We start from the raw sequence: 24,204 nt of genomic DNA on the forward strand, positions 1-24,204 counted from the left end.
GCGGAAGCACCTAGTTGCGGGGCACTCTAGCGCCGTGATTGCCCGCTAAGAGCAAAAACCTCAACGGCGCTTTCACGTCCGCGCACCTGCACCGACCCCATAGCGACCGCATCACCGCAGTTTGAACGCGCGGCCTCGAAAGTAGGGCCGCTGATCAGGCAGTCAGTATCAAATTCCTTGTTAAGCCTTTCGAGCCGCTGAGCCAAATTCACGGTATCGCCATATAACGTGTATGTGTGGCGTTCCTCACCCCCGACGGTGCCGGCGGCCACCGGCCCGGTGGCTATACCGATCCGTAGACGGATCCGGTGGCCGTCGAATTCGCGTCCAGAAACGAGATAAAGGAGATCGCGAGCAGCATCGACCGCGCGCGCCGGATGGTCCTCGGCGGGAAGAGGTGCGTTGAACGCTGCAATTAATGCATCGCTGATATAGTTTACGACAACCCCGCCCCGGTCGTCGACAATCGATGTCGCTGCGCTGAAAAAGCTATTGAGCATTCCGATCACGCGCGGGGGCGACAAGGTCTCCGATAGGCGCGTGAAGCCTTCGATGTCGGCGAAGAGGATCGTCGCTGCGCGCTGCTGAGGTGCCAGTTGCCCGGCCTGGATGAGCTGCTCGGCCACTTGTGGCGGGACATAACGGCCAAAAATCCGCTGGATCCGGGTTCGCTCGGCCTCGGCGGCGGCATTTGCTCGAACTACATTGCGCGCGCGGTGGACAGCCAGCGCCGCTATACACGTAACAAGCCCGATCACCACTCCCTCGATCATGCGAACCGGAATGCCGAGGAAGTCGGGACTGAGGATGACCTCAAGCACATCCGCGCGCGAGGGCGAAGCCGGCAGATCTCCGAGACTGACGATGCGCTCCATGCCCAACATGATCCATGTGGTGGCGCCGGCAAGACCGATTACGGCACAAAGTCCAGTCCATATGACCAGCGCCGGGGATAGCGCCAGAATAGAGGTCGCCAGGATTACGTAGTAATATTCGGTGCGACTGGAGAGAAAGACGAGGTTCTGAGGAACATTATCCCCACTGCTCAGCGGCGCGAAGGCAAGTATGGCACTCGCGGCCGCCGCATCGAATGCGAACAGGACGAAGCGGGCCATGCGTTCATATCGGCTATTGACCAGCCGCAGCGGAATCAGACCGATCGCAGCGGTCACCAGGATTGCGCCCGCCACGTAGACGTTATTTGGATACCCATAGATCGCCAGGTAGAAGAAAGCGATCGCAACGAGGGCGCAGCTTCGGCCGATAACGGCGAGCCAGAATCCATTGCGTTCCGCGTCAGCGAGGGCGGCGGAGGCGGAGGTCTGGTGTAGGTCCAAGCGCGTTAGGTTAGGTATTTCGATACTCCTCGGCAGCGCGATCAACCCTAGACAGAATTCGAGCCTGCTGCGTTTGGACATCCACATGGGCATTAACAGCATCGCAGAGATTTTTGCGCTTCCTGCGCTGAACCCAGTTCATGGCATGGTAGGTCAGGAACATGTAAAGCCCGGCGATCGCGATGCAGTGGATGAAAAAGCCTGCGACTGACTCTTCGAAATTCCACCAGTCGAGCGTCATCTGCATGGAGAGCTTTGTACCGATGGCCAGCTCGAACGAACTCCAGACCCCATGGGTCGCAACAAGGACAGCTATCACCCGCAGGACAAGCCTCCGTATGGCGTTGGGTTTTGAAACGCCGGGCAGCTTGCGTGCCACACCCATGATCATCGGCCAGCGCAAACCCAGGTGGACGGATAGGATCACCAGGACCCAGTATGCTGCCAGCGTATGGATCTGCCGCACGGCGAAGCCGCCATAGGCCGACATGATACCGGACAGCGCATTGGAAATGAGCGCGCTGGTTACGAGCAACGCCAGCATCGCAACAAGCAGCAGAAACGTCACCGCGATGTTGAACCGTCGGCGCGCTTCGCGATGGGTCTTCGGAATCGTACCATACCAGCGGCGATTGAAAATATTGTGCACGATGACCAGCAGGAACATCGCGGTTCCGGCCACCTCATGGGCGATGTTGCCGAGCCACCAATAGGAGAGACCGAACAGCAGCAGGCCAGCGGCTATGAAATCGAATACCAGTCGACAAACGAAAACGCGGCTCAAACGCTTGGCCTCCCACCCTACTCGACCGGAGTGCCGTTAAACCGGGGGATGCGATAGGCCGTGTAAAGGTAATCGCTACTTTCCTGGCTGCGATGACACGACTGACAGCGTGCGGTGTTTTCGTCCATGTTGATCGACTTGTCCGGCCAGAACCATTGGAATTGCCAGTCGGCGGTGCGGCGGTTCTCCTCATAGTCCGCACCAAAGCCTTCGCCCTTTTGCATGACGAAGTACCGATAGAGCTCGCCATCACGGTGATCGACCAGCACAAAATGCGTGCCCGCCGGAATCGGCTGGCCGCTCTTGACGGCCTCGATAGCCGCAGGCGTCGTCATGATGTGTTCCATGACATTGCCGCGCTTGACAGTCGTGTAGTGCACCAGCCCATCGAGGTCGGGAAACTTGACCCGGTTGGTTTCTGCATGGACTTGCCAACCGACCAGAGAAACGGCGCAGGCGGCAAAGGCACTCAATGCAAGTGGAATTGTAAAAATCTTCAAGAGCAAGCTCGCTTTGGGTTCGGAGAAAAAATGGGGTGGTCAACAGGCCGCCGCTGGCGGCCTGCGGCGGTTTCGCTTGGCTGGCGATCAACGCTCGTACTGCTCGTCGGAAACTTGCTCCATCCATTCGACAGTTTTTCCGTCGAGCGCTTCAGAGAAAGCGATATGGCTCATTCCGACCGTGGCGCTTGCACCATGCCAATGCTTCACGCCGGGCGGAATCCAGACGGTATCACCGGGCCGGATCTCCTGAACGGCGCCATCCCAGTTCTGCACGCGGCCGATGCCCGTCGTTACGATCAGCGTCTGACCAAGTGGATGCGTGTGCCAGGCGGTTCGTGCTCCCGGCTCGAAAGTGACGGTTCCGCCGCTTATCCGCGCCGCTCCACTTCCCTTAAAGCGTGAGTCGATGCGGACGGAACCCGTGAAACTCTCGGCGGAGCCTATAGTGGACGGTTGCGATCCGGCGCGCGTCACCGCGATCGCCTGATCGGACTGAGCCGAGGCGACCGAAGCGGCGAGGACAAGGGAGGTGATTGTTAAGGCCTGGCGTTTCACTGCGTTCCTTTGGCGTTCTGCGGTTTGACGCGTCTGCGTCATTTCTTGAAGACTTCCTTGGCGACCGCGATCGCGGACACTGCGTTCGGCCAGCCCGAATAGAATGCGAGATGGGTGATCGTCTCAACCAGTTCCGTCTCGGTGACACCGTTGCGCTTGGCGATGGCAAGGTGCGAACGAAGCTGGTCGGGGCGGTTCATGGCGACAAGCGCGCTGACAGTCGCCAGGCTTCGATCCCGTTTGGAAAGCTCCGGACGCTCCCAGATGTCGCCATACAGTACCTCGTCCGTCAGTTCGGCCATCTTTGGTGCGATATCGCCATACAGTTGCTGGGCGCGCGACGGCTGCTGGGGGGTGGTTGCATCGGACGCGGCGGGTGTCTGATCTTGGGCGTACGCGGGAACCGCCATGGCGCCCAGAAACAGAACAAGGAGTGACATATTGCTGAGAAATTTCATTGGATACTCCATTCCATCGGTAAAGATATGGGGCCGACGGGTTATGAGCGGTCGGAAACAAGGGTTCGGGCAAAAAACGGCGTCAGCTTGTCCATTGCGGCATCCACATATTTGGGAACCCAGTAGGTTTCGATATGTGTTGCGCCATCGATCTTGAACAGCTCCTTGTCCTTCGTGCCGGTGGCCTTGGCGAATGCATCCTCGCTCATGTACAAACTGTCGGCCTTGCTGCCCGCGATCATCAGAAGCGGCTTGTCGATCAGTTCGATCTGGTCGGTGGCATCCCAGCGCATCAGGTCCAGCAAACTGCTCATGGTGTACTTGAAGGTCGAGTTGGGGTGCGCGTGCGTCTTCCAGTAGTACTCGTAGCCCTGCCGATACATTTCAAACGGCAATTTGGCGATCTGCTCGTCCGTCAGATTGGCATCTCCCGCATAGAGAATTTTTCCGCCGGCCGCTTCCTGCGCGCGGGCATCTGAAACCTGCTGCAGGCGTTCCTGGATGGTGTCCAGTTGCGAATCCGCGAAGCCATTGCGACGAACCCGTCCGGAGTTGAACATGCTCAACGTCGCGATTGACTCGTACCGCTTGTCGGTTTTCGCCGCGGCCAACGAATATCCACCGCCACCGCAGATGCCGAGCAGGCCCAGGCGCGCGACATCGACGCCCGAATAGCGGGTGATGAAGTCTGCCATACCGTGGATGTCCTCGATGCGGTATACGGGTTTGTCCACGCTACGCGGCTGGCCGGCGCTCGCGCCCTGATACGCGGCATCCGCGGTGATCGTGATATAGCCCTGTTCCGCCAGGCGCTGCGCATATAAACCCGCGACCTGTTCCTTCACCCCGCCGTTCGGGTGCGCCACGACGATTGCAGGATATTTCTGCTGCGGATCGTAGTTTGCCGGCGTATAAACGTTGGCGGAAATGTCGAGGCCGTTGAGCTTGTACGTGACCGGGTGAATATTGACCTTGCCCGGCTCATTCTTCGTGATCGCGCCTTCATAGGTCAGCGTGAACGGGTTCTGCGTGTAGTCCGCGGCCCCCACTTCGCCAGCCGAACAGCGCCGACATCGAGGCCGAAATCACCCCGGCATCGTATGGCCCGGTATTGGGCGTAACTGAACGGAAGAACTGGTTGAGCGTCTCCGGCTTGCGGTCGAACTGCACGCCGTCAAAGTAGTTCGGCCAGGTGCCGATCCTGAACTGATCGAAGAAAAGCTGATCATAAGGAGTTGGCTCGATCGTCGCAGCCACGGTGCTGTTGCCTGCTCGCCCGCGACGCGGTTGGTCGACCAAATAGACCGGGTATCCCCGACGCAGGAAGATGTTCTGAAAACCTTCGCGCCCATCCGATGTCGTTTCCCAGCTACGCGCCGACTGAAAGGCGCCATGCAGCATGACGATAGGCAGCGCTTTTGAATTTTGCGGAACTTGATAAAAAGCGTAGAGATGATCCCCGTGGAGACTCTGCCCTTCGGATGTAGGTTTGTTATTATTGTAGGTTCCGGGGGTAGTGATCACGGTGCCGCCGACTGCGAAGCTACCTTGCTCCTGGATCGTCAAGGGCTCTGGTATCACCTTTTGATCAGCCGTTGCACCTGAACAGGCGAACATAGCCACAGCAACTAACGCGGACGCAACGAACCGATTTCGTGAGCTCAAGGCCTCATTCCTTCTCAATCTTTCAGACGCCGAGAAGGATAGGCCGAGCGGCATTCCTTGATAAGACGCCGATATCAGGATGCGTCTTTAAGCTCAGCTTCATAATGATTACTAAACACACAAGACGGATCGAGATGCCATGCCCCGCGGGTTCACATGCGACCCTGGTGGGGACGAGTGCGATCAAACTCGCGACCCACAATCTCAAATGACGGGAAGTCCATCAGACGCCGAAGGTCCGCGTTTATTACCTGTTGATAAACCTATGGTGATTCTATTCTCACAACTCGAGCAACGAGTCCCAACGTAGCAAGCGACAAGTTATGTGCATGTCTGCATGGGGTGTATTCACGTCTACAATCCGGGCGAATCGCTGAGAAGGTCTACCAGTTGTTTGATGTCTTCCCGCTCACTTTTTGAACGTGGGATGAATGCACAATAGGGGTGACCTAACGGAACCGAAACCGACGACAACGAAATTAGACGACCAGCTTCCAGATCACCGAGGGCAACAGTTTTCTGCCCCAGTGCTATCCCCAAACCCAGCCTCGCGGAAGAAACTGCTAGGCTCGAAAGCCCGACACGCCGGCCTTGCGACGGGTCGACCCGACGGGAACTCCCAATCTGTGAAAACCAATCCGCCCATGTGGGATGCGAAACGTAGTGTGGCCCCCAATTTGTGTGGATGAACTGACTCTCATGGATGTCCGCCAAATTAAATGCGTCATTACCATGCGTTTGCCAGAACGTTGGGGCACACATTGGCAGGACAGCGTCATGCATAAGCGGAACTACCTTCAATGCCGGGTAGTGGTACTCTCCATAACTTATCCTCAGATCAATATTCTGACGTGCGAGATCAATAGGATCGTCTTCAACCCGGATATCGAAGGCAATATGCGGGAAAAATTCCAAAAGCTTGGCCAATTTAGGAGCGAGCCACAACTCGGCGAGTGAAAAAGGTACACTCACGACGAGCATTGGCTTCTACGGTCGTGCTGCGTGAGACCCTGATCAGGCCCCCGTCATCACGTCGATCGATGAGTAGTGCCTACATCACAAAATCTGTGGGGAGACAGATTTTACTTTAGCTCACGGAGTCACCAATCATAAATAACAGGGAACGAAAAGAGCCATGAAGAACTAAAAGATTCTCGGCATTCTCCGGCGTGGCCGGACTGATCTCGAAAACCATCTGATCGACGGTCTCGTGGACGGCAGGGTTAGCCGCCGCGAATTCATTCGTCACGGCAGCCCGCTGGGTCTGTCGCTGCCTTTCCTTGGAAGCGTCGGCTTTGCAGCAGGGTTCGGGGGCATGCCAAATGCCCTCCGAAGGCAGAGGTCACAGGTTCGAATCCTGTCGGGTGCGCCATCTCATCACCATTCCAGACCAAAAGGCACCAGGTTACGCTCTTGCTCGCCGCAATCGCAAGACGACTAGGACAAGCAAAGATCGCTCACACTGTGAACTACTCGGGATAGGTCTCAACTCCCTCCGGGGCCGCCTTGTTGAAAAGGATAAATGCCAAGGGGTTGCCGGGCTCGGACATTGCATCGCTGCGCTTGCCAGTCATCTCTCCAGCCACGCTGCTTGTATACTCCGCAACCACCTCGCCGAAGCTATTGCGCTGGATGGCCACCTTCTGTCCGGCTTCGACCTTGTCGTTGAGCTTGACCAGATACTCGACCAACCCGCCCTGGGTTGCCAGGATCGGGAACGCACTGCTGCCGACAAAAACACCCACGTCCTTGCCCGTACGTCCCATTGGGCCGACAATGATGCCGTGATGCTTGAGGACGTTCATGGTGCCTTCCACGAACAGGGAGATCATCTCAATGTCCAGGACGCGCGCAGCGCCGATCTCCGGGCAAAAGGACGGGATGCCCGCGTCGACAAACGCGTTATGCAGGACACCGGGATAGGCATGATTGTCGAAGATCTGGCTGACGGGGTAAAGTTCCACCATCGCCTTGATCTCGGGCACATCCATGCTGGCAATATTGAATGCGGTGACGTCGAATCCAGTTGTCCCGGTATGGAAGTCGATCGCAACATCGGCGTTCGGGCGGAGGAGACGGTTGAACAGGAGCCCGGCGTGCCGGCTGGTCGCGGTGGCACCGTTCTCGTTCCCGGGCCATTCGCGATTCATATCGATCAGATCAATGCCCCTGCCCGAATTGGGCCATCTGCGCTGCATGGCTTCCATGGCCGGGCGGGACACGTCCGTGACCGCCATCACCGTTCCCGACATCTCCGCTGGATCGAGTTGGTTCATCACGGTCTGGACCGTATGTACAGAACTCATCTCGTCGCCATGCACACCACTGACCAGGACGACGCGTTTGCCCGGCTTGGCTCCCTTGGCGACCGTCACGGACACATACCAGTGCTGCCCCGTGGGCATCTGCACACCCTGAAAATACAAGAAGTGCCTCTGACCCGGCTCCAGGTCGTTGACGTCAAGCGCGCTGACAACCTTTTTCCCTTGGATAACATCGCCGGTATAGGCCGTACCTGATGCCGGATGGGCAGAGGGTGCCGCTGCGTCCTGGGCATTCGCAGCACCAGCGTTGACGGTGAGAGCAGCCGACGCGCCGACCGTGGCTATAGATGCGATTATGAAATCGCGGCGATCGAGGCCTTCCTTAAGATCGGGCATGATGGAGGTCCTTTGTGATTTGAAAAGCTACGTTAAAGCAACGGCATGCACATCGGTCACAAAAATCCCGCGCGACTTGAGCCACAACCATGTTCCTAACCGCGCAAAGTTGCAAGATTTCTGCGGAGCTATGTTGGGGCTTGCGATCTTGCGGCGTCGTTCGCGCCCGCAGCGGGCAATTGCCATGACAGTGCTGTTCGTTGTAAACATTCCGCCCGCTTGATTTTGAGGAGACGCAGCATGGACCGATTCACGGGCGGTTGCCTGTGCGGCAACGTCCGAATTGTGGCGTCGGGCCTTCCCTACCGGGTCGGCATTTGCCACTGTCTCGACTGCCGCAAGCATCATGGGGCGCTTTTTCACGTTTCCGCGGTGTTCCCTCAGGATGCGGTGACGATCGATGGCGAAACACGCGACTACGCCGGGCGGTATTTCTGTCCCCGCTGCGGCTCGTCCGTTTTCGCTCGCTCCGCGGACGAAATCGAAGTGAACCTGGGCTCCCTGGATGCCCCTGACCAACTGATGCCAACCTACGAACTCTGGAGCGTCCGTCGCGAGTCCTGGTTGCCGCCGTTTCCACTCACGAGACGATACGACCGCAATCGTGACACCACGAGCCGCTCTGAGGAGTAGATCGCACGAACCGTGCGAAGGCGCCGTTACGAGGTGACAGAGATGTATGCCTTGACTACCTCCGGAATCATTTCATGCAACCGAAAGCAAACCTGTGGAATTCCTGCACAACGGCGCGTCATTCATCGAGCCTTACATACAGCAATACGGGCTCTATGCGATCTTCGTCATCGTATACCTGGAATCGCTGGGGGCGCCGCTTCCCGGTGAAAGTGCGCTTGTTGCGTCATCGCTTCTCGCGATCCGAGGTGACATCGCGATCATTGACCTGTTTTTCGCTGTTTGGTCCGCCGCGGTACTCGGCGACAGTACAGGCTATGCTATTGGGCATTTTGGTGGCCGGCCACTCCTGCAGCGATATGGCTGGCTCGTCAAACTCACTCCGGAACGGCTTGCAAAGCTGGAAGAATTGTTTCGGCGTCGCGGACCCTTCATTGTCTTCAGCGCACGTTTTGTCGTTGTACTGCGGCAATTGAATGGACTGTTAGCGGGGTCCGTTGGCATGCCCTGGCACAGTTTCTTCCTGGCAAACGTCCTCGGTGCCGGGCTCTGGGCGGCTGTATGGAGTTTTGGACCATACTTTTTCGGGGGCATGTTCCACGCGATCTGGCGCTAAGTGCCGCTGGCATTTCAGAGGGCGCTGCTGTGACTGCCAGAGAGGCATCCCGTCGATCGACCAAGGACTAATCCGAATTGAGCGATGACGCGAGGGCCGGTTCATGCCACTTTGGCCGTGACTGATAAAAACACAAGAATAATTACTCAGGTCAAAATTGCAGTTCAGGCATATGAAAAGCTAAAACCAAGCTGGCCCCATGCACCGAACAGTAGTTTCAGTGGGGGCCCGGATGCCCATAAGCAGACGATATTATACTCTGGATGCCATGCGCGGAGTTGCTGCGATTTTGGTCGTGCTTTATCATGCGGGTCCGGTCACGACCATTATAGCCCCGGCAGGATATATCGCGGTAGACTTCTTTTTTGCGCTCAGTGGCTTCGTCATCGCAGGCATATATGAAGCAAAACTGCGCAATGGCCTGTCGTCTCCTCAGCGCTTCGCCATCATACGGCTGACCCGGCTCTATCCGCTCTATCTCGTCGGATTGCTCCTCGGTATGGCCAAGGCCGTCGGTGCCTGGGTGCTTGCTGCTCCCCATGCGTTGACCGGTTCGCAAATCGTGCTTTCGACGGTCTTTGGCCTTGCCATTCTTCCGACACTCCCGCCTCTGGACGATCTTTTTCCATTGAACGGACCGGCCTGGTCGCTTTTTCTGGAGATCGCTATCAACATTGTTTTTGCTCTGTGGCTGGTCCACTGGAAGTCCCGTTCGCTGGTTGGCCTGGCTGCCCTGTCGGCTCTGGCAATGATGGTCACGGTCATTCATGCGCAGTCGCTCAATGTCGGCTGGAATTGGGAAACCCTCCATGCGGGCTTCGCACGCGTGACTTTCGCCTTCACCATGGGTGTCTTGCTGGCACGCAACAGGACCGCCCTTGGCTGGAAAGTCTCGTGGGCGGCCCTGATCCCGATCACTGCGCTCATATTGGCTCTATGCCTACCCGCGCCTCAGCAATACCGGACAATGATCGATCTTGTGATCGCGCTGCTCATCTGCCCCGCCATCCTTTACTACGGGACCGTGCTGGAATGCCCCTTGCAGCTTCGCCCTCTGGCAAGCTTCCTCGGGGACATATCCTATCCGGTCTATGCGGTGCACTTTCCGCTTCTTTTCATGTTCACACACGTTGCCGGGAGAGCCGGACTGGCCGGCAGCAGTGTGCTTTGGGTTTTCATGCCGTGCCTGATTGCCGGCAGCGCCCTGCTCTACCACCTGTATGACGTGCCCGTGCGACGCTTCCTGTCAGCGCGGCGCGGGGCCGTCCTGCAACCCGAAATAGTCATTTGAACAGGATGAATATGGGTCACGATCCTGTCACGCCGGTTCATCCTAAAATGGGTTTCAGCTCAAGAGGACGCAGGATGTGGCCATTGGTTTCCCGGGTTCTGTATGGTTCGGAATGGCGGCCCTACTCGGCTGACAGGCCGGTAAAATCCCTTGGCGGGGATATGATCAGCGGCCGCATCATGCGGCTTCGTTACCATGACAAGGGACTCTGGTTCTATCGCGCCATGACGCCGGACGAAAACGAGAAGGACATCTGGCGTACCACGAACAAGTAAGCGATGCGGACGCATTTCCCCTGAACTGTTCCGCCGTATCATCACCCAAAGGTTTTTCGATCCGCCATCTTGCGCGCGCCACGCCGCCAAGCCTATTATGGCCGATGAAAACTTCTTCCTCCAAAATCCTACCCGCAATTGGCCCGGGCGAACGCTCTTGGCCCAAAATTCTCTCTAACTATCGCAAGCCGCATCGGGGACGCAGCGCGTTCGAGCTTGCCGTTACCGTCGTCCCCTTCGCCATTTTCTGGGCACTTACCTGGACGGCGGTGCATTACGGTTTTTGGTGGGGCCTCGTGCTCATCGTTCCGGCAGCTGGCTTCCTGCTGCGGCTCTTCATGATCCAGCACGATTGCGGCCACGGCTCCTTCTTTGCGCACCGCCACACCGACGACTGGACCGGACGGGTTATCGGCGTTCTGACGCTGACGCCTTACGACTATTGGCGGCGCACCCACGCCCTGCATCACGCCTCCGCTGGTAATCTCGACGAACGCGGCGATGGCGACATCACCACCCTGACTGTTGCCGAATACCGTGCCCTTTCGCGCTGGGGTCGGTTGGGCTACCGGCTTTATCGCCATCCGGCAGTGATGTTCGGCATCGGGCCCATCTGGGTTTTCATTCTCAAGCAGAGACTGCCCTTCGGCATGATGCGAGCGGGAGTAGAGCCTTGGGTCTCGACGATGGCGACCAATCTTGGAATAGCGGTTATGGCGGTATGTCTGATGTGGCTGATTGGTGTCGGCCCGTTCCTTCTCATCCACCTGCCGATCGTCACCCTGGCGGGCGCTGCCGGTATCTGGCTGTTCTACGTGCAACACCAGTTCGAAGAGACGCATTGGTCGAAGGGTGACGACTGGCAGTTCCAGGAAGCCGCGCTGCACGGATCATCCCATTATGTGCTGCCGGGAGTGCTGCGCTGGATGACCGGCAATATCGGCATTCATCATGTCCATCACCTCTCCAGCAGGGTTCCCTGTTACCGGCTGCCGGAAGTGCTCAAGGATTATCCGGAACTCAGCGATGTCGGTCGTATCACCATCCTGGAGAGCTTGCGCTGCGTTAAGCTGGTGCTCTGGGATGAAAATCGCCACAGGCTTATCTCGTTTCGCGAAGCCAGGACGCTCCCGGCAGTGCCCGTCACGTAAGAGACGCGCCGGGAACAATCCTCCAACCGACCCGTTAACTCAGTGAAAAGTGTGTGACCGTGTCAACCGAACACGATGGCAAGGCGAACAGGAGCGTTTTTCCGGTTTCCAATCCTGGCCAACGAAACGGCAGACGAGCGCCTGTCCCATCCGGTCCACACTTTTCTTTATCCCGTGCGAATTGATACGCCGTCGTGGCCGCCTAGCGGATATCCGCGGCGGTCAGCACGTATATTGCCTTGCGGCCATGCGCATAGGCTTTCATCGCCGCCGCCTGTATCGACGTCCGGGCGGCGTCGAAAGCCGCGAGGTAGGCGTTCTCTACTGAATCGGGTGTTGCTGTTGCTTCGGACAACGCGTCGATCTCGACGAGGAAGGGCACCTGGAACAAGCCGTCATAGCCTGTGAAGCGCACGCGCTTGCTCACCGGGTCATAACTGCGGCTGCGATTGGGAAAATTAAGCGCCATCGTCAATACCGATCAAAATTGCGGGGCGACAAGCGGGGCCTGCTTGAGCTTGATGGCCCTGCGTCTTTCCGCATTGTTGGCATTAAGGGAAATCATCATCGTTGTGGCCTCTTTTTCACTGAGATCAACCATGGATCCGCTGCCGAAATTTGCCGGCACGCCGCTGAAGACATGATAGACCGTCCAGGATTTGTTTGCCTCGATGCGCCTGCCATAATGATGATTGCGGTGACCACTGGCCACGGCTCCGCCTTCGTTCTCCCAGGCACTCAAGGCCCTCGCGTTTCGGCTTCGATTGCTTTCAAACTTGGTAACTTTCATCGAACAAATATTCCCGTCTCGTATAATGAGTTTCAGCGAACTCCAATATCTTATCGCTCTGGTATAAATAATGCTGATGTCAAATTCAGGCTTTATCAGCGAATTTGTTTGACTTATTTGCGATTTTTTTAGAAAACTATCATAACACAAAAGATGATATTGCTGGTATATATTTGTAATATTTATCTTTCTCTTCGAAAACAGGCGTCCGCCTCAATTAAAGCGCTATTGCTCGTCATCCTGTCTGGATCGTATTTTGGCCAAGCCTTGGCTCTTCGCGGCGTCAGAGACACTCGACCCGCCAATCTCTTTCCAAACTGTCGATTTTCAAAAGCGCGCAATGGAATGCAGCAGAGAAGCTCCTCTTCGAGGAGACCTGCGCTGGCGACGCTAAGAAAACATATCGTCAATTCAACCATTCATTCCCTTACCAGGAGAAACCTGATGAACATGCGACGGCGCTACCCCATAGTCGAAACACCTGTCCACCGCTTTGCCATTGGCCAGAAAGTCCGCATGAAGGGCTGGGGCGGCAGCAAGATGAAGTCGACGGCCACATTCTGCATCATGGCAACGCTCCCGGCTTCGGGCGGGTCTTTGCAGTACCGGATTCGTGATAACGAAGAGAAGCATGAGCGGATCGCCATGGAAGACAATCTCGAGGCGGCCGACATGTGGAGCAGCAAGGACCGCAGTGCATTCGAACAGAAAGAAAACTCTTGACGCTCCATATCGGGGCTGAAATTCTGGCCCCACAGGGGTGCGCATCATGATTATCAAAGAGATGACTCAGCAGGAAATCCGGGAATTGCTCGAAAGGGCAACGATCGGCAGACTGGCCTGCGTGAAGGATAATCAGCCTTATGTGGTGCCGCTGACCTTTGCCTATAACGGCGTCTTTCTCTATTCTTTCACCACTGCCGGCCGCAAAGTCGAATATATGCGCGCCAATCCGCACGTCTGCGTCGAGTTCGACGAAATTTCCTCCACCAATAATTGGCAGAGTGTCATCGTAACCGGGCGCTTCGAAGAGTTGACGAGAGAACCCCATCACGTCGACGCCAGAAACGCAGCCCATGCACTTTTGAATAAGCATGCCCAATGGTGGCAGCCTGCCTACGTGAAGACTGTCATCAGGGAGCAGGAGCGATCCCTGGAACCGGTCTATTTCCGTATTTCGATCACCGAGACCACCGGGCACAAGGCTGTCAAAGCCGAATAGATCCTGTCACCCTAGTCTAGGCGATCGACAATTCCTCCTTGCGGGCGCCGCTGTTGGCCAGCCGCATCACAACCAGTCCCATGAGCGGAAACAAGCCGCCGATCCAGCCGAGATATTCAAGGCCGATATGGGCGATGACCTGACCGCCGATCATCGAGCCGAATGCCACGCCAAGATAGAGCGCCGAGTAGTTCAGCGACAGGGCCAGCGGCGCGCTTTCCGGCGCGATGGCGAGGACGCGGCTTGCCTGCGCTGGCGGGAACATCCAGGCAATGACGCCCCAGATCACCATGATCGCAATCAGGCTCGGGCCGGCAATATCGTTCGGCAAGGTCATGATCCAGCTTACCGACATCAGCACGACAGCATTGAGAACCGAGGCTATGACTACGGTTCGCGTCGCGCCAAAGCGGTCGGAGAACTGTCCGCCGAGGACATTGCCGATCGCCGCACCGATACCGAATGCGAGGAGGACCACAGGCATCAGCGAGCGGCTGAGACCCGTACCATCCACGGCGACCGCAGCGATATAGGTGTACACAGCAAACGGACCGGTCATATAGAGCAGCATTGTTAGCAGCGCCGGAAGCAGCCCAGGATGGCGGATCACGCCGAGACGCTGCGCGATGGTCAGCCGGTCCGCGTAGAGGCCGCGTGGCAGCATGAACCAGACGACCAGTGCTGCAAACGCCCCGATGAGTGCGATGAAAAGATAGGTGCCGCGCCATCCCGCGAAGGCGCTGATGAAGGCTCCAAGCGGCGCACCGAAGGCCACGGCAAGCGTCGTTCCGCCAACAATGGCGGCGATCGCCCGGGCGCGATGATGCGGTTCGGAAATGGCGACGGCGGTCGCTTGCGCCGTTGCCGCATAGAGGCCAGCCATCACGGCAATCAGTAGCCGTGCAGCCATCAACAGAAGATAGGTGGGTGAAACGGCGGCCAGAAGGGCCCCGGAGACGAAGACCAGGGTGCTGCCGGTCAGCACAATGCGCCGGTCAAGCGATCCGGTCAGCGCGGCAACGACAGGTGCGCCGATCGCATAGGCAAAGGCATAGGTAACGACGAGATAGCCAGCCTGGACGAGCGTGACACCAGTGTCCCCGGCAATCTGCGGCAGGAGGCTGGCAACCACGAATCCCTCGATGCCGATGGCGAACGTGCCAAGCGCCAATCCGACGAGACGAATATCCATGAGATTAGACCTTAATGTTCAATGATCGTTGAACTAAGAAACTTTCTCGGCCAAAAGTCAAGCACAAAGTTCAATAAATGTTGAACATTGAAATCTCTCCTGCCAATTGCTATTACATGCCCATGACAAATTATCTCCCGCATCCGGACACCGAGGACATTGCACTTCCCATCGTTCTTGCCGCGCTTGGCGACGAAACGCGCCTTATGATGATCGCCATTCTTGCCCGCAACAGCGAAAAGGCGATGACCTGCGGTCAGTTTCTTCAACTCGGTTCGAAGACCGCACTCAGTTACCACGTGGCAAAACTGCGTGAAGCGGGTGTCATTCATGTTCGCCCCGAGGGCACGAAGCGTATGCTGACGCTGCGCCGCGATGACCTGGAGAAACGCTTTCCGGGATTTCTCGATTCGGTGGTAGCATCGGCAGCGGCAACGCCATTCCCTGACACGCAGGATTGGACAGACATGCCGGAAGCCAAAGGAGGTGCGTAATGGATATTAAAGCAGTTGGCTCGGTTCCGTCGCGTCGCGCCCCGTCGGATTGGTTCACCGGTACCGTCTGGCAGGATCCGATCATTGAGGCGCCAGCGCCTGCCCGCCTCCAGGCGGTAGCGGTCAGGTTCGAGCCCGGCGCACGCACTGCCTGGCATACGCATCCTCTTGGCCAGACGTTGCACGTGGTTTCCGGCTTAGGGCTTGTTCAGGTTTGGGGAGAACCTTTGCGGGAGATCAAGGCTGGCGACACGGTGTGGATTCCACCTGGTGAAAAGCACTGGCACGGTGCAGGTCCGTCAACCACCATGGTTCATATCGCCATGCAGGAAATGCTTGACGGCAAATCTGCCGAATGGATGGAAAAGGTCTCTGATACGCAATATTCCGGCGGCACATAATCTGCTACCATAATGGTGTTAGTGCATGAGACGAGAAAGGAACCATCATGGCGTTCGAAGACATCAAGGCCCGGATAGCCCTCCTGCTCGAAGCGATGGTCCAGCGGCCAACGGATGCCCATGAGATTCATGAGAACCTGCGTGAACAGCTCAACGAGCTCAAGGCCATGGGCATGCCGCTGCCCGATGACCTTGTCGCACTCGAAAAGCAACTCGAGACTGACTTCGACTCCTGAAGCGTATCATCGTTACAGGGACCGTTTTGTATAGTCCTTGAACAACTCGGTCAGATCGTTTGGCTCCGGCCGCTCGCCCCGCATGGGGCGGCCATCGTGCAGGCCGATATCGCGCAGCATGTGGTCCGAGAAATCCTCCGCATCGATGGGGGATGATTGTTCATTGTTATTGTCTGGCTTTGCCGGATTGGCAATCCGGCTCCACCAGGAGCCGTGGCTTACGACTTTGCTCAGTGGTGTTGATACAGTGTTCATGACCTCAACTCCGAATGTTGGCGACGCATTGCGTCTTTGGCGTTGAGTACTAGATGCGCCTTGCCGCGCTTGTTTTCCAACAAAACGCCACGTATCATGCATAAGGACACCTTATGCGAGGGCATGCATGAATCTCCCACCCCTTGCCGCCATCCGGGCCTTTGAAGCCGCGGCGCGCCACGGCAGTTTCACCAAGGCCGCCGAAGAGCTCAGTATGACGCAGGCGGCGGTCAGCTATCAGATCAAGCTTCTTGAGGAGCGCATCGGTACGGCGCTGTTCTTGCGCCGTCCGCGCCAGGTGATCCTGACCGAGGTCGGAGCACGGCTGTCGCCGGTGATCAGCGAGGCCTTTGATCTGATGCGTGGGGCAATTGCTGCCACCCGCGAGAATGCCGACGGCGTTTTGACCATCACAACAATCCCGACTTTTGCCGCCAATTGGCTGGTTCCGCGCCTTGGCTCGTTCCAGCTGGCACAGCCTGCACTGGCCGTCCGGCTACAGGCCACCCGCGAAGTCGTTGATTTTTCACGCGATGATGCCGATGTCGGCATACGCTCGGGCAGCGGACAATGGCCGGGGATGATCACACACAAGATCTTCGATGCCGACTTCACGCCTATGCTCAGCCCTGCGCTGGCTGCCACCATCGGCGGTATCGAAAAACCTGAGGACCTGCTCAAACTGCCGATCGTCGATCCGAGCGATCCCTGGTGGAAACTCTGGTTCGGTGCGGCGGGAATTGCCGAACCCGATTTGCGCGGCGATCCGCGCAGCCGCTTTGGCGACCAGCATCTTGAGGGGAAAGCCGTCATTGCCGGACAGGGTGTAGGAATCCTGACCCCTGTATTCTATGAGACCGAGCTGGCACAAGGCCAGCTTATCCAACCGTTCAATATTGTCGGCACCGCCGACCATTTCTACTGGCTTGTTTACCCGGAAGCGCGGCGCAACGTGCCGAAGATTCGCGCTTTCCGCGACTGGTTGCTGGGCCAACTGGAAAATAGCTGAAAAGGGCGGAGCCGACGGTTCCGCCCGCTTCGATGCTTAGAAAACAGCGAGATATCGCAGCAGAGAAATAATGCCTATGACGATCACGATCACCTGGGCAATCTGTTTTGCGCGGCCATCCAGTGGCAGCATTTGAATGAGGTAGAGGACTAGGAAGATCACCAGAACGGTGATCAGAAGACTGATCAAAATCGACATTTCAAACTTCCTGTTTTTCGGGATGCAGACGAATGTAGCTCTCTACAACTCATAGTTGGCTCACTTGGTTCCCTCGGACAGAGGTGGAAACGCTGCATTTCCTGCAACCGCTCATTGTCTGGTTTTCACCTTGCTGCTAGAGCAAGTCTTTCCGGCGCACTCCCGCCCCGCTTCAGGACATTCCAATGCGCTCACTGTTTCACTTCGCCTATCACGTAACCGATCTCGACGAAGCCCGGAGATTCTACGGGCGCATTTTGGGCTGTGAAGAAGGCCGCAGCACCGACACCTGGGTGGATTTCGATTTCTTCGGCCACCAGATATCGCTGCATCTCGGCAAGCCGTTCGAGACGACGAATACCGGCAAGGTCGGCGACCATATGGTTCCGATGCCGCACCTCGGTGTCATTCTGCCGCTTGAAGACTGGAATGTGCTGGCCGACCGGCTGAAGCAGGCAGACGTCGATTTCGTCATGCCGCCGCTGGTCCGGTTCAAGGGCGAGCCCGGCGAACAGTGGACTATGTTCTTCCGCGATCCATCCGGCAATCCGATCGAGGTCAAGGGCTTCGCGGATTTTGCCAGCGTCTACGCGAAATAGCCCACCCGATTATGGAGGTGCAGCAGTCCAATCTGAAGGCGGCGTTCTGGATGATGGGATCGCTCACCGCCATCATCCTCATGGCGATTTCCGGCCGTGAAGCCTCCAGGGAACTGAATGTCTTCCAGATCATGGAGATGCGCTCGGTCATCGGCCTTGTCATGCTCTATCCATTGATCCGCTCTTCCGGCGGCTTCCGGGCAATGAAGACCAACCGCATCTGGCAGCATCTCGGACGCAATACCGCGCACTATGCCGGCCAATTCGCCTGGCTGCAGGCATTGTCGCTGATCCCACTGGCGCAGGTGATCGCCATCGAATTCACCACGCCAGCCTGGACGGCTCTCATGGCCGTTGCCTTTCTCGGGGAACGGCTGAACATCTGGCGGATCCTGACCATCGCGCTGGGCGTTATCGGCGTCGCCATCATCGTCCGGCCTGGTCTTGCAACAATTGAAGTTGGTCAGTTGATCGTGCTTGGCGCTGCCTTCACCTTCGGCATTTCGTTCACCATGGTCAAATCGCTGACCCGCACCGACAGCGTCGTGAAGATCATCTTCTGGATGCTGACCATCCAGTCCGCCATCGGCCTGCTGCCTGCGCTGCATGTGTGGCAATGGCCCTCGCTGCACGTCCTGCCATGGGTAATCATCATCGCCTTCACCGGCACTTTCTCGCATTTCTGCATGGCGAAGGCCCTGCTCTATGCCGATGCGACGGTGGTCATTCCTATGGATTTCCTGCGCGTGCCGCTGATGGCCGTGCTCGGCTGGCTGATCTACGCCGAGCGCATCGACATCTTCACGGCTGTTGGCGCGGCGTTGATTCTTTCCGGAAATCTTCTCAATCTCAAGAACCGGACGCCGGCAGCCAAAGAGGCTGATCCGGTTTCATCGCTTCATTCGTAAGCGAAGCACCATCCGGGGCCCTTCAGCCAGCATCGATCCTCCGGAATGTCCTCGGTTCGATACAGGCGTGTTACCCGTTTCAGACCGTCATTCCCAAAGGCGATCGCGAGAGCCTTCTCCGACTTGGCATCCCGCATCCCGGCGCAGGGATAGATGGCAACGCCGGAAACGCAGCGTGCCGAGAATTCCTCGCCTTGCCGCGTGATGACGAATACGGCACCCCGCGGTCGCATGCCGCGGCCGAGCGACGAAAACCCGTCATCCGTGGTCAGAGGCAGGACCAGCCGGCCGCCCTCCTTGAGCCGGTCCAGCCAAAAATCCGCGGGCCGCGTCGCCCCTGCATTGACGTAGATCACGTCTGCTGGTTCAAACGGCACGACCGTTCCATCCCCCTGGACGATCTCGACATTCGGGTACACGGCCAGGTATTCCTTCGCGCGCTCCGCCAGATCAGCTTCCAGCTCGATGCCGGTGACACGCCCGGAGGGTCCGGCCAACTGAGCCATGATGGCCGTGTAGTAGCCAGTGCCGGTTCCGACATGCACAACATGCTCGCCCTCCTCCACCTGCGCGAACCACAACAGGTGCGCATGCAGGGAAGGCTCGCCATTGTTGATATGCCGTTCCGGCGCTATCCCGACCAGATCATCCGTGTAGAGATACGTGGGGTCATCGTTCGGGGTGTAAACATAGCCCAGGCCGAAACGGCTTATCGGCCAGGGTCCCGGGCCGAGGAAATCTTCTCTCGGCACTTGCGCAAAGGCTTGCTCGATACGCGCATCATCAACGCCGACGCTGGCCAGAATTTGTCTGGCATAAGCGCGGCGCACAACTTCAAGTCTTTTGGCCTCGGTCATCACCTACTTCACCCCGAATTGGTCAGGACACCGTTGGGTACAGGCAACTCGGCACAGGAGCCGATATTCTCCGACAGAAAATCGACAAAACTGCGCACGCGTGTCGCGAGGTATTCATGCCCGACAAAGACCGCGTGTGTCAGTTCCAGATCGCCGGGATTATACTCCTCCAGCAGCACAACGAGTCGGCCTTCTTGAATATCTTCGCGCACATGGAAAAGTCCGAGCCGTGCAATGCCAAGCCCGGCAACGCACATATCGCGAGCAGTTGCGCCATTATTGGCCAGGAAGTTTCCCGACACGGCCAGCGTGTCCGTTTCACCGGTTTCTGGATTTCTGAAGGGCCACTCATTGAGCACGCGGCGAAAATTGAAGTTGAGGCAATTGTGCAGGGGCAGGTCGCGCGGGTGCAGTGGCTCGCCGTGTTCGGCGAGATATGCCGGTGACGCGATTACAACGAGGCGGCTTTCAAAGAGCTTGCGCGCTTTGAGTGTGGAATCGCGCATGGGACCGACACGAATGGCGATATCGGCCCGCTCTTCAATCAGGTCGACAACGCCATCGTTCAAGGAAACATCGAGAACGACATCCGGATATTTCTCCAGGAACTTCGGCACCAGCGGCAGAATGCAGGTAACCCCGACAGGCACCGACGAATTGACCCGGAGCAATCCGCGTGGAGCGGCTGACGCGCCAAAGGCCACCGCCCGTTCGGCCTCTTCGATCTCCGCGACAATGCGCAACGCCCGCTGATGATAGATCTCGCCTTCCGGTGTCAATTGCAGCGTGCGGGTTGAGCGGACGAGAAGGCGGGTGCCGAGGCGTTCTTCGATGCGGCTGATCATCTTGCTCACAGCGGAAGGTGACAAACCGAGCCGCCGCCCGGCAGCGGAGAAGCTGTTGAGTTCCACTGCCTGCACGAAAACATCCATCTCGCCGGCTCGATTGTCCATGCAGACACCTCTTCACTTGTGAACTCACTTCACAAGTATTGAGCAATACCAGGTAATTATCAAGGTAATGGCGAAGGGGCATATTCAGCCCCAACCGGATTCGTTCCGCATTTTCGCAATTCTCAGGCTGGTTCCCAAGACAGCCTCCATTCAAAGGACAAGACAATGCCTCTCGCTCTTCTGGCGTTGACAATCAGCGCCTATGCCATCGGGACGACAGAGTTCGTCATCGTCGGCGTTCTGCCCACTGTTGCCGGCGATCTGAATATCTCCCTGCCGCTCGCCGGCCTCATCGTCAGCGTCTATGCGCTTGGCGTCACCTTCGGCGCGCCGATCCTTACCGCCCTCACCGGCCGCATCGAGCGCAAGCCGCTGCTGCTCGGCCTGATGGCGCTGTTCATCGTCGGCAATACCGCCGCCGCGCTCGCACCAAGCTACGAACTGCTGCTCGTCGCCCGCGTGCTCAGCGCCTTTGCCCATGGCGTGTTCTTCTCCGTCGGTGCCACCATTGCGGCCGATCTGGTAGCGCCCAACCGCCGTGCCTCCGCCATCGCCATGATGTTCCTCGGCCTGCCATCGTCACCGGCGTCCCACTCGGCACCTTCATCGGCCAGCAACTCGGCTGGCGTGCAACCTTCTGGGCCGTCTCCGCACTCGGCGTGATCGCGTTCATCGCCATTGCGGCCTTGCTTCCGTCGCAGATCGCCAAGGCCGCTCCGGCCCGCCTCATCGATCAGGTGCGTGTGCTGGGCAGCGGCCGCCTGCTTCTCGCCTTTGCCATGACGGCGCTTGGCTATGGCGGCACCTTCGTCATGTTCACCTTCCTCGCCCCGGTACTGCAGGAAATCACCGGCTATGCCGGCTCGACGGTGAGCCTTATCCTCGTCCTCTACGGTCTCTCCATCGCGGTCGGCAATATGGTCGGCGGACGCGTCGCCGATGGCAATCCGGTTGGTGCTCTCGCGGTCATGTTCCTGCTGCAGGCCATTGTCCTTGCGGCCTTCACATTCACCGTCGTATCGCCCATATGGTCTCTGGTGACGCTCGCCGCGCTTGGTGCGCTTTCCTTCTCCAATGTGCCAGGTCTGCAGCTCTACGTGGTACAGCTTGCCAAGATCCATACGCCTGATACCGTCGATGTGGCCTCGGCCCTCAACAGCGCCGCCTTCAATCTCGGCATTGCCGGCGGCGCATTCCTCGGCGGCATCATCGTCGCCTCACCGCTCGGTCTCGGCGCAACGCCGTGGGTCGGTGCCCTTCTCGTGGTTGGCGCGCTCGGCCTGACCCTCTGGAGCCAGATGCTCGACAGGCGTGCTGCCGCGCAACTCGTCATCGCCTGAAATATCGAAAGGAAGAATAATGTTCAATGTAGACGCCAATGGCGCAAAGATCCCCGCAATCGGCTTCGGCACGTTCCGTATGCCGGGCGCCGACGTGCTCCGCATGGTCCCGGCAGTCCTCAAACTCGGCTACCGCCACATCGATACGGCGCAGATATATGGCAATGAAGCCGAGGTCGGCCAGGCGATCGCCAGCTCGGACGTTCCCCGCGCCAATATTTTCCTCACGACCAAGGTCTGGGTCGACCGTTACCGGCATGACGATTTCATCCGGTCAGTCGATGAAAGCCTGAAGAAACTCAAGACCGACTACGTCGACCTTCTGCTTCTGCACTGGCCGCAGAGCGATGTACCCTTGGCGGAACGTATAGGCGCTTTGAACGAAGTGCGTGATGCCGGCAAGGTTCGCCATATCGGCATCAGCAATTTCAACACCGCTTTGATGGCGGAAGCAGTTGCGCTGAGCAAGGCGCCGATCGTCACCAACCAGGTCGAATATCACCCCTATCTCGATCAGACGCCCGTGCTCGATGCAGCACGAAAGTCCGGGATGAGCATCACCGCCTACTACGCCATGGCCGATGGCAAGGTGATCGGCGATCCGACCATCAAGGCGATTGCTGCTGCCCATGGCAAGAGCGAAGCCCAGGTGGTTCTGCGCTGGCTCGTGCAGCAGGACGGCGTGGTCACCCTGTCGAAGACCGTCAGTGAAGAACGCGCGAAGAGCAATTTCCAGATCTTCGATTTTGAGCTGTCGTCGGATGAGATGCGGGCCCTGCACGCTCTCGCACGACCGGATGGCCGCATCGTCAGTCCGCGCAATCTCGCACCAGACTGGGATTAGGTTCTACCCCGGCAGTGGTCACGCCGGCATGAGCTTCACAAGAAATGGTTCATGCCGGCAGAGGCTGCCTTCAGCGGGAAGCAACCTGAGGTAGATAAGTGTTCACCAGGCTGACGACCTGCGCATCGCGGATCTTCGCCGTATTGCCACCCATGACCACCGCAACAAGCTGGCGGCCATTGTCGCTGACGGAGGTGACGATATTGAACCCGGAAGCCCGGACATAGCCGGTCTTGATGCCGTCTGCACCGTTCAACTGGCTAAGCACCCGGTTATGACCGCGAACAAGCTTGCCGTTGAAGACGAAATCCTGGGTGCCGAAATAATAATATTGCTGGGGGTAATGCCTGCGCAAGGCAAGGCCAAGCAGCGCCATGTCTCGTGCCGTGGTGATCTGCTGCGGGTCGGGCAGTCCCGAGGCATTGTGGAACGTCGTGCCTCTCATGCCGAGCCGGTGCGCCTTGTCGGTCATCAGCGTGGCAAACTGTTCCTCCGTACCACCGAGGTATTCGGCTAGTGCTACCGCCACGTCGTTGGCGGATTTCACCACGATCGCCTTGATCGCCGTATCGATATCGATTGTCTGACCCGGCTTGAAGCCGAGCTTGCTTGGTGCCTGGGATGCCGCGTGGGCCGACACGGGAATCAGCGTCGACTTGGTTATGCGGCCGGATTGCAGCGCCTCGAATGTCAGGTACAGCGTCATCATCTTGGTCAGCGATGCAGGAATACGCGGCAGATCGGCGCTCGCCTGATAAAGTACGACACCCGTGCTGCCATCGACAACGATGGACGCGGATTTTTCCGAAACGGGCGCAACACCCGTGCCAACCGGATCGAGCGTCGCGGCCGTGGTGCAGCCGCTTGCGAGGCCAAGCACCAGCCCCATCAAAGCTACGATTTTCGGAAGTGAATACAACGACATATAGACTCGCGGCACGTTTACTTTCCGGATCTCTGAACTTGCGAAAGAATAAA

30 protein-coding genes and 2 pseudogenes are annotated in these 24,204 nt (G+C 57.9%); 15 read left to right on the plus strand and 17 right to left on the minus strand.

Annotated features, from left to right (window positions below):
* Positions 1 to 26: 26 nt before the first annotated feature.
* The 9 genes and pseudogenes from BLM14_RS16415 to BLM14_RS16465 all read right to left on the minus strand — a co-directional run bounded on the left by BLM14_RS16415 (position 27) and on the right by BLM14_RS16465 (position 7,962).
* Entirely contained in the window at positions 27 to 1,382 is a 1,356-nt protein-coding gene (locus BLM14_RS16415; RefSeq protein WP_237143391.1) for an adenylate/guanylate cyclase domain-containing protein, read from the minus strand.
* Entirely contained in the window at positions 1,348 to 2,121 is a 774-nt protein-coding gene (locus BLM14_RS16420; protein ID WP_100000373.1) for a DUF4405 domain-containing protein, read from the minus strand. The genes BLM14_RS16415 and BLM14_RS16420 overlap by 35 nt, the downstream gene beginning before the upstream one ends.
* A 17-nt stretch (positions 2,122 to 2,138) precedes the next feature.
* Positions 2,139 to 2,621, minus strand: coding sequence for a cytochrome P460 family protein (locus tag BLM14_RS16425; protein ID WP_100000374.1), 483 nt, complete (start codon positions 2,619 to 2,621; stop codon positions 2,139 to 2,141).
* An 87-nt stretch (positions 2,622 to 2,708) separates the two neighbouring features.
* Positions 2,709 to 3,221 (minus strand): (R)-mandelonitrile lyase, encoded by a 513-nt coding sequence (locus BLM14_RS16430; protein ID WP_100000375.1) that lies wholly within the window; start codon positions 3,219 to 3,221, stop codon positions 2,709 to 2,711.
* On the minus strand, positions 3,218 to 3,637 hold the full coding sequence (locus BLM14_RS16435) for a carboxymuconolactone decarboxylase family protein (RefSeq protein WP_100000376.1): 420 nt from the start codon (positions 3,635 to 3,637) through the stop codon (positions 3,218 to 3,220). The genes BLM14_RS16430 and BLM14_RS16435 overlap by 4 nt, the downstream gene beginning before the upstream one ends.
* Before the next feature lie 41 nt (positions 3,638 to 3,678).
* Complete coding sequence (locus BLM14_RS16440) at positions 3,679 to 4,686, minus strand: alpha/beta hydrolase (RefSeq protein ID WP_100000377.1); 1,008 nt, start codon at positions 4,684 to 4,686, stop codon at positions 3,679 to 3,681.
* Between the two features lie 10 nt (positions 4,687 to 4,696).
* Positions 4,697 to 5,254 (minus strand): annotated as a pseudogene (locus BLM14_RS16445) (alpha/beta hydrolase family protein); the annotation flags it as partial.
* A 402-nt stretch (positions 5,255 to 5,656) separates the two neighbouring features.
* On the minus strand, positions 5,657 to 6,283 hold the full coding sequence (locus tag BLM14_RS16450; RefSeq protein ID WP_100000378.1) for a LysR substrate-binding domain-containing protein: 627 nt from the start codon (positions 6,281 to 6,283) through the stop codon (positions 5,657 to 5,659).
* Positions 6,284 to 6,771: 488 nt separating this feature from the next.
* Entirely contained in the window at positions 6,772 to 7,962 is a 1,191-nt protein-coding gene (locus BLM14_RS16465) for a M14 family metallopeptidase (RefSeq protein ID WP_100000379.1), read from the minus strand.
* 240 nt (positions 7,963 to 8,202) lie between these two features.
* Here BLM14_RS16465 and BLM14_RS16470 point away from each other — a divergent pair, with 240 nt between their 5' ends.
* The 5 genes from BLM14_RS16470 to BLM14_RS16490 all read left to right on the plus strand — a co-directional run bounded on the left by BLM14_RS16470 (position 8,203) and on the right by BLM14_RS16490 (position 11,928).
* Positions 8,203 to 8,595, plus strand: coding sequence for a GFA family protein (locus tag BLM14_RS16470; RefSeq protein ID WP_100000380.1), 393 nt, complete (start codon positions 8,203 to 8,205; stop codon positions 8,593 to 8,595).
* A 94-nt stretch (positions 8,596 to 8,689) separates the two neighbouring features.
* Complete coding sequence (locus BLM14_RS16475; protein WP_100000381.1) at positions 8,690 to 9,211, plus strand: DedA family protein; 522 nt, start codon at positions 8,690 to 8,692, stop codon at positions 9,209 to 9,211.
* A gap of 268 nt (positions 9,212 to 9,479) precedes the next feature.
* A complete protein-coding gene (locus BLM14_RS16480) occupies positions 9,480 to 10,502 on the plus strand; it encodes an acyltransferase family protein (RefSeq protein WP_162293167.1) in 1,023 nt (340 codons plus the stop codon).
* 74 nt (positions 10,503 to 10,576) lie between these two features.
* Positions 10,577 to 10,777 (plus strand): hypothetical protein, encoded by a 201-nt coding sequence (locus BLM14_RS16485; RefSeq protein ID WP_100000383.1) that lies wholly within the window; start codon positions 10,577 to 10,579, stop codon positions 10,775 to 10,777.
* 104 nt (positions 10,778 to 10,881) lie between these two features.
* Complete coding sequence (locus tag BLM14_RS16490; RefSeq protein ID WP_100000384.1) at positions 10,882 to 11,928, plus strand: fatty acid desaturase; 1,047 nt, start codon at positions 10,882 to 10,884, stop codon at positions 11,926 to 11,928.
* Positions 11,929 to 12,130: 202 nt separating this feature from the next.
* Here the strand turns inward: BLM14_RS16490 and BLM14_RS16495 are convergent, their stop codons facing one another.
* Both BLM14_RS16495 and BLM14_RS16500 read right to left on the minus strand, forming a co-directional pair.
* Positions 12,131 to 12,397: a DUF1488 family protein gene (locus tag BLM14_RS16495; RefSeq protein WP_100000385.1), complete on the minus strand. Its 267-nt coding sequence runs from the start codon at positions 12,395 to 12,397 to the stop codon at positions 12,131 to 12,133.
* A 12-nt stretch (positions 12,398 to 12,409) separates the two neighbouring features.
* Positions 12,410 to 12,718, minus strand: coding sequence for a hypothetical protein (locus BLM14_RS16500; RefSeq protein WP_100000386.1), 309 nt, complete (start codon positions 12,716 to 12,718; stop codon positions 12,410 to 12,412).
* Between the two features lie 444 nt (positions 12,719 to 13,162).
* Here BLM14_RS16500 and BLM14_RS16505 point away from each other — a divergent pair, with 444 nt between their 5' ends.
* Positions 13,163 to 13,441 (plus strand): hypothetical protein, encoded by a 279-nt coding sequence (locus BLM14_RS16505; protein ID WP_100000387.1) that lies wholly within the window; start codon positions 13,163 to 13,165, stop codon positions 13,439 to 13,441.
* Between the two features lie 46 nt (positions 13,442 to 13,487).
* Complete coding sequence (locus BLM14_RS16510; protein WP_100000388.1) at positions 13,488 to 13,940, plus strand: pyridoxamine 5'-phosphate oxidase family protein; 453 nt, start codon at positions 13,488 to 13,490, stop codon at positions 13,938 to 13,940.
* 16 nt (positions 13,941 to 13,956) lie between these two features.
* Here BLM14_RS16510 and BLM14_RS16515 read toward each other — a convergent pair whose 3' ends face one another.
* Positions 13,957 to 15,132 (minus strand): MFS transporter, encoded by a 1,176-nt coding sequence (locus BLM14_RS16515; protein WP_100000389.1) that lies wholly within the window; start codon positions 15,130 to 15,132, stop codon positions 13,957 to 13,959.
* 77 nt (positions 15,133 to 15,209) lie between these two features.
* On the opposite strand from BLM14_RS16515, the gene BLM14_RS16520 reads away from it, so the two are divergent.
* Genes BLM14_RS16520 through BLM14_RS16530 form a run of 3 tightly spaced genes read left to right on the plus strand, consistent with a single transcriptional unit; the run spans position 15,210 to position 16,263 of the window.
* Positions 15,210 to 15,626 carry an ArsR/SmtB family transcription factor gene (locus BLM14_RS16520; protein WP_418314188.1) on the plus strand — a complete coding sequence of 139 codons (417 nt, stop codon included), beginning with the start codon at positions 15,210 to 15,212 and terminating at the stop codon, positions 15,624 to 15,626.
* Entirely contained in the window at positions 15,626 to 16,027 is a 402-nt protein-coding gene (locus BLM14_RS16525) for a (R)-mandelonitrile lyase (RefSeq protein ID WP_100000391.1), read from the plus strand. Before BLM14_RS16520 ends, BLM14_RS16525 begins: the two co-directional genes overlap by 1 nt.
* 47 nt (positions 16,028 to 16,074) lie before the next feature.
* Positions 16,075 to 16,263, plus strand: a complete 189-nt coding sequence (locus tag BLM14_RS16530) for a hypothetical protein (protein WP_100000392.1) — start codon at positions 16,075 to 16,077, stop codon at positions 16,261 to 16,263.
* A 12-nt stretch (positions 16,264 to 16,275) separates the two neighbouring features.
* On the opposite strand, the gene BLM14_RS16535 is transcribed toward BLM14_RS16530, so the two are convergent.
* Positions 16,276 to 16,518 (minus strand): hypothetical protein, encoded by a 243-nt coding sequence (locus BLM14_RS16535; RefSeq protein ID WP_100000393.1) that lies wholly within the window; start codon positions 16,516 to 16,518, stop codon positions 16,276 to 16,278.
* Positions 16,519 to 16,645: 127 nt separating this feature from the next.
* Between BLM14_RS16535 and BLM14_RS16540 the strand changes: the two genes are divergently transcribed.
* Positions 16,646 to 17,527, plus strand: a complete 882-nt coding sequence (locus tag BLM14_RS16540; protein WP_100000394.1) for a LysR substrate-binding domain-containing protein — start codon at positions 16,646 to 16,648, stop codon at positions 17,525 to 17,527.
* Between the two features lie 36 nt (positions 17,528 to 17,563).
* On the opposite strand, the gene BLM14_RS31570 is transcribed toward BLM14_RS16540, so the two are convergent.
* Positions 17,564 to 17,725: a Thivi_2564 family membrane protein gene (locus BLM14_RS31570; RefSeq protein WP_100000395.1), complete on the minus strand. Its 162-nt coding sequence runs from the start codon at positions 17,723 to 17,725 to the stop codon at positions 17,564 to 17,566.
* Positions 17,726 to 17,910: 185 nt separating this feature from the next.
* Here BLM14_RS31570 and BLM14_RS16550 point away from each other — a divergent pair, with 185 nt between their 5' ends.
* On the plus strand, positions 17,911 to 18,324 hold the full coding sequence (locus BLM14_RS16550) for a VOC family protein (RefSeq protein WP_100000396.1): 414 nt from the start codon (positions 17,911 to 17,913) through the stop codon (positions 18,322 to 18,324).
* Between the two features lie 11 nt (positions 18,325 to 18,335).
* A complete protein-coding gene (locus BLM14_RS16555) occupies positions 18,336 to 19,232 on the plus strand; it encodes a DMT family transporter (protein WP_204251965.1) in 897 nt (298 codons plus the stop codon).
* Here BLM14_RS16555 and BLM14_RS16560 read toward each other — a convergent pair.
* The gene (locus tag BLM14_RS16560) at positions 19,223 to 20,089 is read right to left on the minus strand and encodes a protein-L-isoaspartate O-methyltransferase family protein (RefSeq protein ID WP_100000397.1); all 867 of its coding nucleotides are present in this window, start codon (positions 20,087 to 20,089) and stop codon (positions 19,223 to 19,225) included. The genes BLM14_RS16555 and BLM14_RS16560 overlap by 10 nt on opposite strands.
* A gap of 8 nt (positions 20,090 to 20,097) precedes the next feature.
* On the minus strand, positions 20,098 to 21,042 hold the full coding sequence (locus tag BLM14_RS16565; protein ID WP_100000398.1) for a LysR family transcriptional regulator: 945 nt from the start codon (positions 21,040 to 21,042) through the stop codon (positions 20,098 to 20,100).
* Between the two features lie 165 nt (positions 21,043 to 21,207).
* On the opposite strand from BLM14_RS16565, the pseudogene BLM14_RS16570 reads away from it, so the two are divergent.
* Positions 21,208 to 22,382: pseudogene (locus tag BLM14_RS16570) on the plus strand (MFS transporter).
* A 19-nt stretch (positions 22,383 to 22,401) separates the two neighbouring features.
* Positions 22,402 to 23,226 carry an aldo/keto reductase gene (locus BLM14_RS16575; protein WP_100000399.1) on the plus strand — a complete coding sequence of 275 codons (825 nt, stop codon included), beginning with the start codon at positions 22,402 to 22,404 and terminating at the stop codon, positions 23,224 to 23,226.
* A 70-nt stretch (positions 23,227 to 23,296) separates the two neighbouring features.
* Here BLM14_RS16575 and BLM14_RS16580 read toward each other — a convergent pair whose 3' ends face one another.
* On the minus strand, positions 23,297 to 24,151 hold the full coding sequence (locus tag BLM14_RS16580) for a D-alanyl-D-alanine carboxypeptidase family protein (RefSeq protein ID WP_100000400.1): 855 nt from the start codon (positions 24,149 to 24,151) through the stop codon (positions 23,297 to 23,299).
* Positions 24,152 to 24,204 lie beyond the last annotated feature (53 nt).

Source organism: Phyllobacterium zundukense (genome assembly GCF_002764115.1).
GTDB lineage: Bacteria > Pseudomonadota > Alphaproteobacteria > Rhizobiales > Rhizobiaceae > Phyllobacterium > Phyllobacterium zundukense.